Origin of the sequence: Maribacter sedimenticola, assembly GCF_900188415.1 — a bacterium.
Classification (GTDB): Bacteria; Bacteroidota; Bacteroidia; order Flavobacteriales; family Flavobacteriaceae; genus Maribacter; species Maribacter sedimenticola.
Genome location: NZ_FZNV01000003.1, coordinates 352,248 through 368,303 on the forward strand (window position 1 = coordinate 352,248; position 16,056 = coordinate 368,303).

Sequence of the window (16,056 nt, forward strand, 5' to 3'; positions counted from 1 at the left end):
GTGAATTTACAAGTGTTTTTTAGGAATTTTGCACCTGTTTTATTTTTGTAGTGTTCGTAGCCTTAAACAGTTGCATATAGGCCAAGGTCAAAACCAAGCTTGTAGTAAAGCCCATAACCGCTACAACAAGAAAAACTATAGCCTCAAAACTGCGGTAAGTACTTGCCCATTTTGTAGATAATTCCTCTAAAAATCCTGGTTGTAATTCTGTGGAATACAACGCAAAAAATAAGGTGAATATGAATGTTGCCACCCCACCGGTTACCAAACCGGCCACAAACCCTTCTCCATACGTAAAGTCCCTACCCTTTTGGACTTTATAATATTTTATGGCCTCATAAATGGCAAAACCGGTAATAACCACATTAAACAAACTGTAGAAAACATTGACATGGAGCCCAAGAAGAGACAAAATTAAAAAGTAAGCTATTAAACAACCACTTGCCGCAACTCCGAAACGAATAGGTAACGCATAATTTTTCATACCTTAAAACCTTGATTATTAACTCCTTTAAGGTAATCAATAAACTTTAAATTTTTAAAAAATTGGTGTTAAAGAATTAACATTAATAAAAATTTACCTACAATTCTTTATTTTTAGTGTAACACTATTAATATTTTAACCACTAAACATATACAACCTTTATACTAAACACTATTTAAATGAAAAAACTATTACTCCGATCATCGGCGATCTTGTTATGTGGAATTACAACGTTTGCCCAAGAGGTAAATTATGAAGAATACGATCTGGACAACGGCCTCCACGTAATATTACATCAAGATAGAACCACACCTATTGTAACGACTTCTGTTATGTACCATGTTGGGGGCAAGGATAGAACTGAAGGAAGAACCGGCTTTGCTCATTTGTTTGAACACCTGTTGTTTGAAGGAACCAAGAATATTGAAAAAGGCAAATGGTTTGAAATCGTTTCCTCTAATGGCGGCACCAATAACGCCAATACCACCCAAGACCGTACCTATTATTATGAAGTTTTTCCTTCCAACAACTTAAAATTAGGTCTTTGGTTAGAATCAGAACGGATGCTACATCCCATTATAGACCAAAGCGGTATAGATACCCAAAAAGAGGTAGTCAAAGAAGAAAAAAGACTTAGCTATGACAACTCACCTTACGGACAGTTCTTACCGGTTTTAGGAAAAAACCTATTTGATGTACACCCTTATAAAGATCCAAATATTGGTTATATGAAAGACTTGGATGCAGCAACATTGGATGATGTTCTTGTCTACAACCAAAAGTATTACGTACCTAACAATGCCGTTTTAGTGGTTGCTGGAGATATAGACCTTACCGAAACCAAAAAATTGGTCAAAGACTATTTTGGACCAATACCAAAGGGTAACACTATCACTCGTAATTACCCAAAGGAAACCCCTATTACAACACAGAAAAAAGCAACTTTCAATGACCCCAATATTCAGATACCGGCTGCCATGGTTGCATATAGAACCCCAGGATTCACAGAAAGGGATGCTTATGTACTGGATGTTATTTCCACATATTTAAGCGATGGGCCATCATCCAAATTATATAAAAAAATGGTGGATGACCAAAAACAAGCCTTACAAGTTGGAGCATTTAATATTTCCCAAGAAGATTACGGTATGTACGTAGTCTTTGGGCTACCTGTAGGAGAAACCACTCTAGAAGTTCTATATACCGAAATGGAGGAAGAAATTGAAAAAGTAAGGACAACATTGATTTCTGAAAAAGACTATCAAAAAATCCAAAATAAATTTGAAAATCAATTTGTCAACTCCAATTCAAGTGTTGAGGGAATCGCGAATTCTTTGGCCAGATACTATTTGTTATACGGGGATACTTCTTTGATCAACAAGGAAATTGAAGTTTATAGATCAATTACCCGCGAAGAGATAAAGAATGTAGCCAGCAAATATTTAAACACCAACCAAAGACTTTTATTAGAATACCTACCTGAGGAAAACCCTGCAAACTAACACAATGATGAAAAGAATAACGATATTAATTGCGGCATTTTTTATAAGTATAGCCGCTCAAGCACAAGTAGACCGCACAGTAATGCCTAAGCCCGGGCCAGCTCCGGAAATTAACTTAAAGACTCCTACCAGTTTTAAACTGAACAACGGGTTAAAGGTAATGGTCGTGGAAAACCATAAACTACCCAGGGTCAGCATTCAACTAACTATAGACAACCCACCTATTTTGGAAGGAAATAAGGCGGGAGTAAGTAGTCTTACCGGGAGCCTTCTTGGTAACGGGTCTACCAATATTCCAAAAGATGAGTTTAACGAAGAGATAGATTTCTTAGGCGCCCGTTTAAATTTTGGTTCCCAAGGTGCATATGCCAGTTCTCTTTCCAAATATTTTCCACGTATGATGGAACTGATGGCAGATGCCGCCATTAATCCTAATTTTACACAAGAAGAATTTGAAAAAGAAAAAAATAAACTGATTACAGGCCTTAAGACCGAAGAGAAAGATGTATCGGCAATTGCCAACAGGGTGCAATTGGCATTGGCTTATGGCAAAGACCACCCTTACGGGGAAATAACATCCGAAGAAACGGTACAAAACATTTCCTTGACGGATGTAGAAGCATTTTACAGAGACTATTTTGTACCTGCCAATGCATACTTGATCATCATTGGAGATATAACCATAGATCAGGTAAAACAATTGACCGAAGAATATTTTACTTCTTGGACAAAAGCCGTTCCTCCTTCATTTTCATATTCACAGCCCATAAACGTTCCAAACACACAGATTAATTTTGTTGATTTGCCCAATGCCGTCCAATCTGAAATTACGGTACAGAATATCGTTAATCTAAAGATGAAAGACAGTGATTATTTAGCCGCCCTGGTAGCAAATCAAATTTTAGGAGGCGGTGCAGAAGGTCGTCTGTTCTTAAACTTAAGAGAAGATAAAGGGTATACTTATAGCTCCTCATCTGCCATTAGGAACAACAAATTTGTGCCTACGAGATTTACTGCGGGAGCAAGTGTGAGAAATATGGTGACAGATAGTGCCATTGTAGAATTACTAAAGGAAATTAAACGCATTACCGTAGAACCTGTTAGTGAAAAAGAACTGAAAAATACAAAGGCCAAATATGCCGGTAGATTTGTTCTTGCACTTGAAAATCCACAAACAGTTGCCCAATATGCCCTAAATATAGAAACCGAGGACTTGCCCAAGGATTTTTACAAGACCTATTTGGAAAGACTTGATAACATAAGTAGAGAAGAAGTGCAAATGGCCGCGCAAAAATTTTTCAACGTGGATAATGCCAGAATTGTGGTAGCAGGAAAAGGAAGCGAAATACTATCCAATTTGGAGCAAATTGACCTTAATGGCAAAAAAATACCCGTTTTACACTATACCAAGAATGCAGAACGGACAGAAGCCCCTAACTACGAAAGCTCAGTTCCCGAAAACTTGACCGCAAACGAGGTTATCAGTTCTTATATTACCGCTATTGGTGGCAAAGAAAAATTAGAGGATGTAGATACTTTTTTAATGACCGCTGCAGCTGAGATGCAAGGAATGCAACTAGACCTTGAGATTAAAAAAACAGTAGCCAACCAATTTATGCAAGATGTAAAGATGATGGGGAATTCAGTGAGCAAACAAGTATTGGACGGTGATACTGGCTATATGGTAAACCAAGGTCAACGAATGGAACTCTCCGGTGAAGAACTTCTGAAAATTAAAGCGGAATCCGCCCCATTTGTTGAACTCCAATATTTGACCAATTCAGATATTTCTTTGGACGGAGCAGAAATGGTCGGTGACAAAAGTGCATTTAAAGTAAAAGTTTCCGATGATAAAACTATTTTCTATGATGTAGAAACAGGCCTTAAACTACAAGAGGTAAATATTGCAGAAATGCAAGGTCAGCAAATACAGTCCACCTTTACCTATGAAGATTACAGGGAAGTGAACGGAATATTGTTTCCTTTTAAACTTACACAGACCATGGGCCCACAATCTTTTGAATTTATAGTATCCGAAATCAAGGTTAACGAAGGTGTATCTGAAGAAGATTTTAAATAATTATTAATTGTATTCATAAAAAAACCCGCTAAAAAGCGGGTTTTTTATTTTCTATATATTGAAATTATCCAATTTTATGAACCTTTGCCTCTCCAATGATTATACCTTTGTCCACTTCTGGATCACCAATATAACTAACATTCGTCTCACCATAACAGGTTACTTTTAAACGTTCTGCTACATTTACCCTAAAATTACTTTCACCATAGGCGGTAATCTTTGTTTCATCCGCATGCATTCCCAAAGTATTTACCTCACTTTCACCATAGGCCCTATATACCTGTCTATTTATATTTCCCTTGCTAATTTCCAAATAGCTACTTCCATAGATTGCAACCGTAAACGCATCAAAATCCACGTCACTTAAATAAACCTTAGCTTCACCGTATAAAGACATTTTAAAATCATTGGCTTTCAAAGGACCTTCGCTCCTTACTATTTCTTCTCCCCTAACCGATAAGTTCCTTAATTCCCTATAGGTAATCGTTGCAGTTACCATGGTGCCGTTATATAATGGTTTGCTACCTCTCCAATGGTCACTGGAAACACGTTCTGACTTGGTGACCACCTTTGCACCATCCAAATAAAGCCTTAACACATTACCTTCTACTTCAACATTTATTTTATCCATGGGAACTTTGGCATTATTGATAACAACACCTTCTTGATCACCTTCCACTAAGTTTACCTCTATATGCGGACTTACAATTATTTTATTGAAAGATGTTACCGCAAATGAGCTGTCTTGTGCCCATAGACCACATACCACACCTATAATCATAAAAACGGAAAGAATAATTTTTTTCATATGTACCATACCTTATAAGTTATATTTTCAAAGTAAAGACAATCATTGTTTTAACTTGTTACAGTTGCTTCTACAATAAACGCCTTAAACTTTCCTTTTTCGGTTTACCAACCACACCCCAAACAAGATAACCAATCCACCAAAAAGTTGGAAAATGCTTATTGACTCGCCATCCAACCATCCCCATAATACTGCAACAAGTGGAATTAAATAAGTTACCGAAGCCGCAAATACCGGACTGGACAATTTTATAAGTTTGTTAAACATAATATTTGCCAGAGCCGTACCCAACAAGGCCAATATCAATACATACCATACTGCGTTATGCATTGCCCCATTTCCTGAAAACGTTACCAAAACATCAGTATACAACAGTACTGCAAGGGCTGGAAAAAAAGCGACCCCAAAACTTGCAGTAGTTACCGACAACGGACTTAAATGCGCCAAATGTTTTTTAATGATATTGATATTGAACGCGTAGCCCAATGCAGAGGCTATAATAAAAAAGGAATACCAATAATTTTGATCCGGATTAAAATCCATACCCGCTACAATTAATATTACAGTACCCAAAAGCCCAACAAAAACACCCCATATTTGCCATTGCTTAAATGCCAGACCAAATAATGTAATACCCACCAATGTTGTAAACAATGGAGCTACCGAATTTAAAATTGACGTAACACCACTACTAATTTGCATTTGCGCAATTGCAAAGAAAAAAGGCGGAAAAAAAGAACTGCACAATCCTGCTATCCCAATATACTTCCAATCCTTACCGGATAATGTCCTCAAAGATTTAAATCCCAACAAAAACAACAAGATTGATGCAAATACTATTCGTAATCCGCCAACTTGTAATGGGGTAAATCCAAGTAAGGATTTTTTAATTAAAATAAATGATGAACCCCAAATCAAAGCCAAAACAACGAGGTATAACCACTTTTGTTCAATATTTTTCAAAGTCTTTTATTTATGACAAATGTGAGGTTTTTTACAGAAAGTTGATTTATCACTTCTTTTATTTATATGAACATGTTATCATTTTACATATTTGGTATCTTTACATTAGGTACATTTTTAGGAATTATTGGTACAAACATTCTGATTATGGGTAATAAGCTATTTATATCGTTCTTTATTCTTTCTGCATTGTCGTTTAGTGATATTTCTGCACAAGAATCTACATCTAAAATTGTCATGCAGACCACTAACAATATTACCCATGCAACCATAGCCATAGATGGTATGGCTTGCCAAGAGGGCTGTGCAAATAAAATAGGAGCTAATTTAAAAGAGGCCAAAGGCGTTCTTTCCGCAGACATTAGTTTTGAGAATAAAAATGGGATAATAGTTTTTGACCCAACAGTTATTGGTTTAGAGGAAATTGAACATATTATTACAAATACCAAGGTCAAAAATTACGTGTACACAATAAAATCAATTCAAATCAATAAAGAATAATTACATGAAAAATTTAGTCGTCATTTTAGCTCTATTAGGAATGTTCAGTGCCTTTTCTTGCAAAGAAACAAAGAGAGCAGAGGCAGATTCAAAGGAGAAGGTAAATCTAGAGGAGCCTACAAAAATGGAGCATGTAATGAAAATTCATGATGAGGTTATGCCCAAAATGGGCACTTTAGGAAAATTGGTTGGACAATTAAAACCACTAGCCGACTCTCTAGGAATTAATTCTGCAGAAGCCAAAGCCATGAAAGATCTTCAGGATGCCAATAAAGCCATGATGGATTGGATGCAAGGTTTTGGAAACCGTTTTGATTCAGAAGAAATTATGAAAGGAAAGGAACTTTCCGATGAAAAAAAGAAATGGTTATTGGAAGAGGAAGAAAAAGTTATTCAAGTAAAGAACGATATCAATACCAGTATTAAAAAGGCCCAAGAACTTTTAAGCCAACAATAAAAGCTTTAAAATTTTAACCACCATTGCTCATTATTGGTCAATGGTTTGTCCAAATATATTGGCTGTCCTATTTTTGGAGCTATCATATCTACCCCTAATTCCTTGGCCTTTATTGAAACCCGCTCTATGGGTTCCGTCCAAGGATGCATAGCTAATTTAAATGCGCCCCAATGTATAGGCATCATACGTTTTGCCCTAACATCTATACTTGCCTGAGCGGTTTCTTCTGGCATCATATGAATTGCTTTCCATAGTTCATTGTATTGACCACACTCCATCATTGCAAAATCAAACGGACCAAATTTATCTCCTATTTTCTGAAAATGGGAACCATAGCCACTATCTCCACTGAAGAATATTTTTTCATTTCCAAGATTAATTACCCATGAACTCCATAAAGTATTTCCCCTATCTGATATGCCCCTTCCAGAAAAATGCTGAGCAGGTGTGCAAATAAATTCCATTCCTAAATAATTGGTTGTATTCCACCAATCTAGCTCTACAATATCTTTTTGTTCTACCCCCCATTCTGTCAAATGTACTCCCAAACCCAAGGGGGTTATAAATTTGTTTACTTTGTCCTTTAATAGTAAAACCGACCCATAATCCAAGTGATCATAATGGTCATGAGAAAACACTACGGCATCTATGCTTGGCAATTGGTCAATTTCTATTGGTAATTTTTTACTGAACCTAGAAGTGCCCAACATTGAGTTTGGTGCAGGCACTTCCCCGAACATGGGATCAATTAATATATTTTTGGTGGCACTTTGCAAAAGGAACGTTGAATGGCCAAACCAAATTAACCGTGTAGGACCAACGTAATCAGCAATTGCGACAGAATCTATAGCCTCTACGGAAATATTGTGTTCAGGTATGGTTTTGGGCAAAGGAAAAAAATAACCTTTTAATGATTTCATCATATCGCCAAAACCCAAATTGACATCCGCCCCGTTAGTATTAACAAATTTTCCGTCCTTATAATTAGGTGAAACCACGTAACGTTCCTTTTGTTCCTTAGTCATTTTACCCCCAAATTGTGGACTATTGGTTACAAACAAAAATACGCTTAACACAATTAAACCTACAATCACTAAGATTACCAATGCCATTTTCTTAACTAATTTTTTTAGGTTTAACATACATTTTATGGATGGTCTATAGCAATTAAAAGGGTAATTTCTGTAAATCTACGTTACCGCCGGATATGATTATGCCCACTTTTTTATTTTTAAATACTTTGTAATTATTCTTTGAATAGTTAATTGCGGCAGCTACGGCTACAGCACTGGAGGGTTCAATAATAAGCTTCATTCGTTCCCAAATCATTTGCATAGCCCTAACTATTTCTTCTTCATCTACCCTTATGATACCTTCAACATTGTTTTGAATAATTGGAAAATTAATATTTCCTAAAGTTGTTTTTAATCCGTCTGCAATAGTATTTACACTGGTATTTCCCTCAATTTTTCCACTGATCAATGAGCGGTATGCATCATCTGCTTCAAAAGGTTCCCCTCCCAATACCCTGCATTTTGAACCAAAATATTTGACCGCCAACGAAGATCCGGCAATTAATCCCCCGCCTCCTACAGGACAGAACAAATATTCTAAATGGGGCTGTTCCCCTAGTAGTTCCATGGCGGCTGTACCTTGCCCTATTATAACATGCTCATCATTAGAAGGATGAATAAATGTAGCCCCGGTCTCATTTGCAATGTTGTTTGCCATTGCCTGTCTAGCCTCTACCGTAGGAGTACATTCGTGAATTATTCCACCATATTCCCTTACACCAATTTTTTTAACCTCCGGTGCCGTACTGGGCATGACTATATGGGCTACAACACCTATACTTTGTGCTGCCAATGACAACGCCTGTGCAAAATTACCGGAAGAATGGGTTACCACTCCGTTTTTCTTTTGATCCTTGGATATTTGTAAAATGGCGTTGGTTGCACCCCTCATTTTATAAGCACCGGCACGTTGAAAATTTTCACACTTAAAAAACAGATTGGCGCCTAATTCCTTATTTACCAACCGTGAAGTAAAAACCGGGGTGTTATGTATGTAGGGCTTTATTCGTGCATGACATTCCGATAATTGATTAGCTGTCACCATACCTACTTTTTAATGTTTCCATTCTAAGGTTTCAATTATACCTCTTATATCATTTTGCAGATAGGCCGCTGCAGGGAGAATAGAATCATAGTTGGGCTTTGTGTAAAAATATACCGATCCCGTAAGAAAGTGCGACGTACTGTCCGTAACGAAAAATTGTGACTGTGAAGCGGCATTGCCCTGCACTTCAAACAAAGCACCATACACCCTTTTGTTGGGATTAACATATGGTTGCTCTACAATATTATCCGCTTTTGCGGCATGTTCATAGCTTAAACGTTTGGAATCATGGATCAATTTTTCCAAATTTCCATCAATCTTCATATAACTAAGGAATATTGCCCCCTTCATTTCTGGATATGAAATCGTAAAAGCCTTGTCATCATTAAGTTCCGCAATGGCTAGTTCATTATATTTAAAACTAAAATTCTCGGTTTCCAATTCCGCCAATTTTCCCTGTGGATATTCCAGGCGCATTTTTGCCTTTGGCTTAGGAATGGGGTCATCTTGGCAACCGGCTACAAACAACAAGGATACTATTAAACCTATCAATACACTATTCTTCATGAGGTAAAGTAACTTTTATCTGTTTCAGTCTTTTTTTATCCATAGCTTCAACAACAAAGGTATAAGCTTCAAAATGTATTTTTTCTCCACGTTTGGGAAAACTTCCCGCTTTTTCCAATACAAAACCGGCAAGGGTTTCGGACTCGCCCTTGTTCTCTTCAAAAATTTCGGTGTCCTCTAGACGAATTACCCTGTAAAAATCCTTAAGTGGGGTTTTGCCTTCAAAAACATAATTGAAATCATCCAATTTGGAATAAATAAGATCTTCATCATCAAATTCGTCACTTATATCTCCAACAATTTCCTCTATAATATCTTCCAAGGTTACCAGACCAGAGGTGCCGCCGTATTCATCAACCACAATGGCCAAATGATTTTTCTTATCTTGAAATTCCGCCAAAAGATCATCTAACTTTTTATTTTCAGGAACAAAATATGGCTCCCTTATCAACGTCATCCAATTAAATGTCTTTCTATCAAGATATGGCAATAGGTCTTTTACATATAAAACCCCTTTGACCGTATCAATATTTTCACCAAAAACCGGAATCCTGGAATATCCGTTCTTTTTTATCTCTCCCAAAACTTCTGGGAATTTCATTTGTTCGTTTAAGGCAAATATATCTATACGCGGCCTCATAACCTGCTTGGTATCCGTGTTGCCAAAGGTTACGATACCTTCTAAAATCTTTTTCTCCTCTTTGGTTGTATCTCCCTGCGAGGTTAAATCCAAGGCTTGGGATAGATGATCCACACTCAAATTAGATTTTTGTTTTCCCAATTTATTGTATAAAAACAATGTTCCCGATCGCATAGGCAAGCTTAAAGGGGAAAAAACAAAATCCAAGACCCTTAATGGAAATGCCATAAAATGGGAAAAGCTCATTCTATTTCTATTGGCATATACTTTGGGCAATATCTCCCCAAACATTAAAATAAGAAATGTTGCTACCACAACCTCTAATAGAAAACGGGCAGAAACAATACCAAACCATACTTTGGTTACATTGGCGAACAAGGTATCCCCAATTATGCTGAACAATAGGACCACCCCAATATTAATGGCATTATTGGCAATCAATATAGTGGCCAATAGTTTTTTGGGCCGCTCTAAAAGTTTTATAAGGATGGTACCCTTTGCCGTTTTTTTATCCTGTAATTCCTTTATTTCCGTAGAAGAAAGTCCAAACAAAGCCACCTCTGCACCAGAGATCAGTGCAGAACAGATAAGCAATATACATAGCACGACTATATTTATCGCAAATACACCGCTTACTACTAAAGATATCATTGCTAACGGTAAGGGGTCTGGGTCCAATAGTTATTGTTTAATATTAATTAGAATGGCAAATCGTCATCCGCCTCTTGACTTAAAGGCGCAGGTGATTTAGGGGGAGTCCTATCCTCTGTATTTGCCCTTTGCGGACTAGGAACAGACCCACCACCACTCTGCATACTTTCTTTCTTAGTGGTCAAAAATGTAAATTCCTGCACATGTACCTCTGTAGAATATCTGGTATTACCATCTTCTCCCTGCCATTGGCGATTTTTTAATCTGCCCTCCACATACACCTTATCTCCTTTGCTCAAATACTTTTCACATATTTCCGCAGCCTTGTTCCTTACCACACAATTATGCCAATCCGTATTGGTTACACGCTCACCCGTAGACTTATTGGTATATGTCTCATTAGTGGCTATAGGAAACCTACCTATACTACCGCCACCTTCAAAATAATGCATTTTCACCTCGTCTCCTAAATGCCCGATCAGCATTACCTTATTTAATGTCCCGCTCATAGTATAAATGTATAAAAATCAAAAGTACTAAAATTTAAATGCTTTCATAAAATCTGCAATTAAAACTGGTACCGGATATTGTTCAATATTTTGGACCTTTACCTTAAATGGGATATCTACCGTAGTATTCAATATCCAAAAAGAAGTATGTAAATTTTGATGGGAAAGCTTATGCACGATCGGACGGTCATGATACGAAAGGATTTCTACCTTGCCTAAATCACCAAATATGTCATGGTACTTTGTGTGTATTTCTTGAAGATTCATATTAGCACTGGTTTCCAATAAAGGAAACTCCCATAAATTTTGCCAAATGCCCTTCGCGTTTCTTTTTTGTAGACTGGTGAACACATCACCTTTTTCATCCTTATATATAGGTACTAAATAATTAAAATACCTATCGCGGACTTTAGCCTTTCTAATCTTGACCGGTAATTTACCTACAAGTCCTTTTTGCAGGGCTACACAACTTTCACTTAAAGGACAATGCAGGCATAGTGGCTTTTTAGGAGAGCATTGTATTGCACCAAATTCCATTATAGCTTGATTATAGTCCCTAATATGTTCAACATCCATGACCTTTTGGGCCAATGATTTAAAATATTGAATACCCTTACTACTATTAATGGGAATATCCACTCCAAAATAACGTGCCAGAACCCTGTAGACGTTACCATCAACGACAGCTTTAGCCTCATTAAAACAAATAGAAGAGATTGCACTTGCGGTATAATCACCTACACCTTTTAATTTTAACAGTTCATTATAACTGTCCGGAAACACAGAATTATACTCATTGACAATTATTTTTGCGGTAGCATGTAAATTTCTTGCCCTGGAATAATACCCTAATCCCTGCCATAATTTAAGCACTTCTTCTTCCTTAGCTTTGGCCATATCGTCTACCGTTGGAAAAGCTTCCAAAAACCTTAAATAATACGGTGTACCTTGGGCTACACGGGTTTGTTGCAATATGATTTCCGACAGCCATATCCTATAAGGATCTATGCTATTTCGCCAAGGCAAGGACCGTTTATTTTGTCCGTACCACTTTAAAATTTTACTCGAAAACGACATACTCATTAATGCTAAGGGATAAAAGTAGCAGTTTATCTACTTAAAATTAACCCATTAGAAAGAAAGATTGAATTTAATTTATATATTTGCAACCCGAAAAAACATACAGAAAATCTAATATTGAAAGATGACGAAAGCGGAAATTGTATCGAAAATCTCAGATAAACTGGGAATTGAAAAAGGAGATGTACAAGCTACAGTTGAATCCTTTATGGAAGAGGTAAAGACATCATTGGAAAGTGGTGACAATGTTTACCTTAGAGGTTTTGGAAGTTTCATAATCAAAACCAGAGCCGAAAAGACCGGTAGAAATATTTCCAAGAATACAACTATTAAAATACCCGCCCATAACATTCCGGCATTTAAACCTGCCAAGGTTTTTGTTGAAGGAGTTAAGAGCAACGTACACGTAAAATAATTAATCTTAAAAAAAGAACTTTATGCCAAGCGGTAAAAAAAGAAAGAGACATAAGGTAGCTACACACAAGCGCAAAAAGCGTAGAAGAGCTAACCGACACAAGAAAAAGTAGTTTTTTAACTACTTTTTCTTTTTACGTTCATTGACATAGAGATCCCTGTTTGGATCTCGGCAAATACAAATTGTGTTTGCTTTTGGTATTGTTTAATCAGCTCGTTTCCTATACTATATATAGTGGAACGACTAAAAATATATTCAGGTGAATAGAGAATTAATCGTAAGATCTAGTTCCCAAGCCGTAGACTTTGCCTTGCTAAAGGACGGAAAACTCACTGAACTGCATAAAGAGGAAAACAGTAACGACTTTTCTGTAGGCGATATTTTTCTTGCCAAAATCAGGAAGCCGGTTACAGGCCTAAACGCTGCCTTTGTGAACGTAGGATATGAAAAAGATGCATTTTTGCACTATCATGACCTTGGCCCACAGCTATCCTCCATGCTAAAGTTCATTAAACAAGTGAGTACCGGAAAACTAAAGGATTACTCCTTAAAAAACTTTCCGTTCGAAACCGATATTGACAAGAACGGGGTAATAACCGATGTCATTAAAGCAAACCAATCCTTATTGGTGCAGATTGTAAAAGAACCTATATCTACTAAAGGACCAAGAATTAGCTCAGAGCTTTCAATAGCAGGACGTTATTTGGTCATGGTTCCTTTCTCGGAACGTGTTTCCGTTTCCCAAAAAATAGGAAGTAAAGAAGAGAAAGACCGGTTAAAAAGACTTGTTAAGAGTATTAAGCCAAAAGGATTTGGTGTAATAATCAGAACAGTTGCAGAAGGGCAAAAAGTTGCGGAACTTGACAAAGATCTAGAAAACTTGCTGGCAAAATGGACAGCAATGTGTAAAAAATTATATCGTGCTCAAACACCTTCAAAAGTATTCGTAGAACTCAATAGGGCATCCTCTATATTAAGAGATGTTTTTAATGATAGTTTTACGGGTATACACGTAGATGACGCCACTCTTTATAATGAAATAAAAGAATATGTGGCCGAAATTGCTCCTGCAAAGGAGAGTATCGTAAAGCACTATGACTCCAATGTGCCAATTTTTGAAAAATTTGGTATCGAGAGACAAATTAAAACGTCTTTTGGACGTACCGCCACCATGAGCAAAGGAGCCTATTTAATTATAGAGCATACCGAAGCCCTACACGTGGTAGATGTAAACAGCGGCAATAGGTCCAATAAGGCCAAAAACCAAGAAGATACGGCCCTAGAGGTTAACTTATTGGCGGCTTCGGAAATTGCCAGGCAATTACGCCTTCGTGATATGGGAGGCATTATTGTAGTGGATTTTATCGATATGGTAAAATCACAGCATAGAAAAAAGCTTTTTGAACATCTTAGGGATGAGATGAAAGATGATCGCGCCAAACACAAAATACTACCCCCAAGTAAATTTGGTTTGATTCAGATTACCCGACAAAGGGTACGACCTGAAATGAATATTAAAACAACCGAAGAGGATCCTAACCAAACCGGAAAAGAGGTGGAAGCACCTATTGTTTTAATAGACAAAATTACTGTGGATCTTGAAAAACTCCTTAAAGGACCTGCAAAGGACAATAGTATAACACTAAATATACACCCCTTTATTGCAGCCTATATTACAAAAGGATTTCCTTCGTTAAGGACAAAATGGTTCTTGGAATACAAACGATGGATAAAAATTCAACCACGTGATGCGTATACGTATCTTGAATACCGTTTTAAGAACAAGGACGGTAAAACAATATATTAATAAAAAAGCGACTCTATAACAGAGTCGCTTTTTTTGTTTAGTACATTTGAAAAATATGAACCAAAAGACCAAAGGCTACACTATTCAAGAAGCCACTAAAAAAATAGAAAGCTATTGCGCATACCAAGATCGCTGCCATAAGGAAGTGGTTTCCAAATTAAAGGAAATGGGTATGATACCTATTGCCATAGATACTATAATAGGGCAACTAATTGAAGATCGATTTTTAAATGAAGAACGATTTGCCAAAAGTTTTGCAAGAGGTAAATTCAACATTAAAAAATGGGGTAAAAACAGAATTGTAAGGGAATTAAAACAACGAAATATTTCCAAATACAATATTACCACGGCCCTGAAAGAAATTGACCCTACTGCATATATGAAGGCATTGGACGAATTGGCCAAAAAAAGACTACTTCAAATTACCGATACGGATATGCAAAAGCGCAGAAAAAAACTGGCGGACTATTTATTATACAGAGGTTGGGAAAGCCATTTGGTCTATGAAAAAGTTCAAGAGCTGGTCAACAAAATTTAATCCCTAACCAATTCACCTATTCTTTTATGTGTTCTAGATACGGCTTTTTCATTTTTTAAGTCTATCCAATCTTGCCCCTTTAATTTACGCATTAGAACATCATAGTAACGCATAATCAAGATATTGTAAGTGGCTTTGGCCAAATTTTTAGGATTACGGGCAATTGCCCTTAAACTCATGGAAAAGCCAGGTGTTTTATATTTCATATAATGCCAATAACCTTCTGGCATATATAATACATCACCATGGGAAAGTGTAGCCTTAAAACCATTGGCTTGCTTTAACGCCGGCCACTTATCATAGTCCGGGTCCGAGAAATCTATGCTTTCATGGGTAATCAAGGAATGTGGTACTTTATACAATTTTTTCGTTTCGGACTGTGGAAAGAGTATCACCTCTTTTTCTCCATCAAAATGAAAATGAAAGATATTGGCCAAATCAATATCATAATGCATGAATGTATAAGAATCCCGGCCACCAAAAAACAACATTGGCAAACCTTTCATCAACTTTAAACCAAAATCCGGAAAACTATAATCGTTCTGCAACGCAGGCACCTCCTTTAAAATATTCCAAAGAAATATTCTAAACCTAGTGGGTTCCTTTTTCAGCAAATCAACATAATCCGCCATTTTCATTTTGGCATGTGGTTCATTAAAACCATCCTTATGTTGTACCGGCCTATCATCATACAAGGGTACGGTAATTGAACCGGCTACTTCCTTCATGTAGTCAAGATTCCACTTACGAAAGGCAGGCCAATCCGTAATTGCATTTTCAAGAACTACAGGTTGCTGCGGTTTAAAATAATCGTTAATAAAAATGTCCTTGGTAATATTACTTACCCTTGGAATATCAGCTAACTTCAATTACACATGGTTTTTAGGGAACCCAAAGGTAATTAACGATTAGAAAATAATTTCTTAAAAATGTATT

Annotated in this window: 17 protein-coding genes; 7 read left to right on the forward strand and 10 right to left on the reverse strand. The window is 36.8% G+C overall.

Translation table 11 applies throughout. The annotated features are described in order from the left end of the window. Positions 1-19 precede the first annotated feature (19 nt). Positions 20-484, reverse strand: a complete 465-nt coding sequence (locus CHB68_RS10870; RefSeq protein ID WP_089260905.1) for a DUF4199 domain-containing protein — start codon at positions 482-484, stop codon at positions 20-22. A gap of 179 nt (positions 485-663) precedes the next feature. Here CHB68_RS10870 and CHB68_RS10875 point away from each other — a divergent pair, with 179 nt between their 5' ends. Next, a complete protein-coding gene (locus CHB68_RS10875) occupies positions 664-1,986 on the forward strand; it encodes a M16 family metallopeptidase (RefSeq protein WP_089260906.1) in 1,323 nt (440 codons plus the stop codon). A 4-nt stretch (positions 1,987-1,990) separates the two neighbouring features. Next, the gene (locus tag CHB68_RS10880; RefSeq protein ID WP_317043820.1) at positions 1,991-4,066 is read left to right on the forward strand and encodes a M16 family metallopeptidase; all 2,076 of its coding nucleotides are present in this window, start codon (positions 1,991-1,993) and stop codon (positions 4,064-4,066) included. 64 nt (positions 4,067-4,130) lie between these two features. On the opposite strand, the gene CHB68_RS10885 is transcribed toward CHB68_RS10880, so the two are convergent. Beyond that, positions 4,131-4,874, reverse strand: a complete 744-nt coding sequence (locus CHB68_RS10885; RefSeq protein WP_179213188.1) for a head GIN domain-containing protein — start codon at positions 4,872-4,874, stop codon at positions 4,131-4,133. 84 nt (positions 4,875-4,958) lie between these two features. Then, positions 4,959-5,837, reverse strand: coding sequence for a DMT family transporter (locus CHB68_RS10890; RefSeq protein WP_089260908.1), 879 nt, complete (start codon positions 5,835-5,837; stop codon positions 4,959-4,961). Positions 5,838-5,984: 147 nt separating this feature from the next. Here CHB68_RS10890 and CHB68_RS10895 point away from each other — a divergent pair, with 147 nt between their 5' ends. Then, entirely contained in the window at positions 5,985-6,338 is a 354-nt protein-coding gene (locus tag CHB68_RS10895; protein WP_179213189.1) for a heavy-metal-associated domain-containing protein, read from the forward strand. 4 nt (positions 6,339-6,342) lie between these two features. Further along, complete coding sequence (locus CHB68_RS10900; protein ID WP_089260910.1) at positions 6,343-6,795, forward strand: hypothetical protein; 453 nt, start codon at positions 6,343-6,345, stop codon at positions 6,793-6,795. Between the two features lie 5 nt (positions 6,796-6,800). Here the strand turns inward: CHB68_RS10900 and CHB68_RS10905 are convergent, their stop codons facing one another. The 6 genes from CHB68_RS10905 to mutY are packed head-to-tail and all read right to left on the reverse strand — an operon-like array spanning position 6,801 to position 12,357. Beyond that, complete coding sequence (locus CHB68_RS10905; RefSeq protein WP_245838916.1) at positions 6,801-7,937, reverse strand: MBL fold metallo-hydrolase; 1,137 nt, start codon at positions 7,935-7,937, stop codon at positions 6,801-6,803. Positions 7,938-7,962: 25 nt separating this feature from the next. Further along, positions 7,963-8,913 carry a pyridoxal-phosphate dependent enzyme gene (locus CHB68_RS10910; RefSeq protein ID WP_089260911.1) on the reverse strand — a complete coding sequence of 317 codons (951 nt, stop codon included), beginning with the start codon at positions 8,911-8,913 and terminating at the stop codon, positions 7,963-7,965. 9 nt (positions 8,914-8,922) lie between these two features. After that, positions 8,923-9,480: a gliding motility lipoprotein GldD gene (gldD, locus tag CHB68_RS10915; protein WP_089260912.1), complete on the reverse strand. Its 558-nt coding sequence runs from the start codon at positions 9,478-9,480 to the stop codon at positions 8,923-8,925. Continuing rightward, complete coding sequence (locus tag CHB68_RS10920; RefSeq protein WP_379921251.1) at positions 9,470-10,798, reverse strand: gliding motility-associated protein GldE; 1,329 nt, start codon at positions 10,796-10,798, stop codon at positions 9,470-9,472. Before CHB68_RS10920 ends, gldD begins: the two co-directional genes overlap by 11 nt. Positions 10,799-10,818: 20 nt before the next feature. After that, entirely contained in the window at positions 10,819-11,280 is a 462-nt protein-coding gene (locus tag CHB68_RS10925) for a single-stranded DNA-binding protein (protein ID WP_089260914.1), read from the reverse strand. Positions 11,281-11,307: 27 nt separating this feature from the next. Next, entirely contained in the window at positions 11,308-12,357 is a 1,050-nt protein-coding gene (gene mutY / locus CHB68_RS10930) for an A/G-specific adenine glycosylase (RefSeq protein ID WP_089260915.1), read from the reverse strand. A gap of 127 nt (positions 12,358-12,484) precedes the next feature. On the opposite strand from mutY, the gene CHB68_RS10935 reads away from it, so the two are divergent. The 3 genes from CHB68_RS10935 to CHB68_RS10945 all read left to right on the forward strand — a co-directional run bounded on the left by CHB68_RS10935 (position 12,485) and on the right by CHB68_RS10945 (position 15,120). Beyond that, positions 12,485-12,775 (forward strand): HU family DNA-binding protein, encoded by a 291-nt coding sequence (locus CHB68_RS10935; RefSeq protein ID WP_027065813.1) that lies wholly within the window; start codon positions 12,485-12,487, stop codon positions 12,773-12,775. 259 nt (positions 12,776-13,034) lie between these two features. Next, a complete protein-coding gene (locus CHB68_RS10940; protein ID WP_089260916.1) occupies positions 13,035-14,582 on the forward strand; it encodes an Rne/Rng family ribonuclease in 1,548 nt (515 codons plus the stop codon). A 55-nt stretch (positions 14,583-14,637) separates the two neighbouring features. Next, positions 14,638-15,120 (forward strand): regulatory protein RecX, encoded by a 483-nt coding sequence (locus tag CHB68_RS10945; RefSeq protein ID WP_089260917.1) that lies wholly within the window; start codon positions 14,638-14,640, stop codon positions 15,118-15,120. Here CHB68_RS10945 and CHB68_RS10950 read toward each other — a convergent pair. Beyond that, the gene (locus CHB68_RS10950; RefSeq protein ID WP_089260918.1) at positions 15,117-15,989 is read right to left on the reverse strand and encodes a cupin-like domain-containing protein; all 873 of its coding nucleotides are present in this window, start codon (positions 15,987-15,989) and stop codon (positions 15,117-15,119) included. The two genes, CHB68_RS10945 and CHB68_RS10950, sit on opposite strands and share 4 nt — an antisense overlap. Positions 15,990-16,056: the final 67 nt, after the last annotated feature.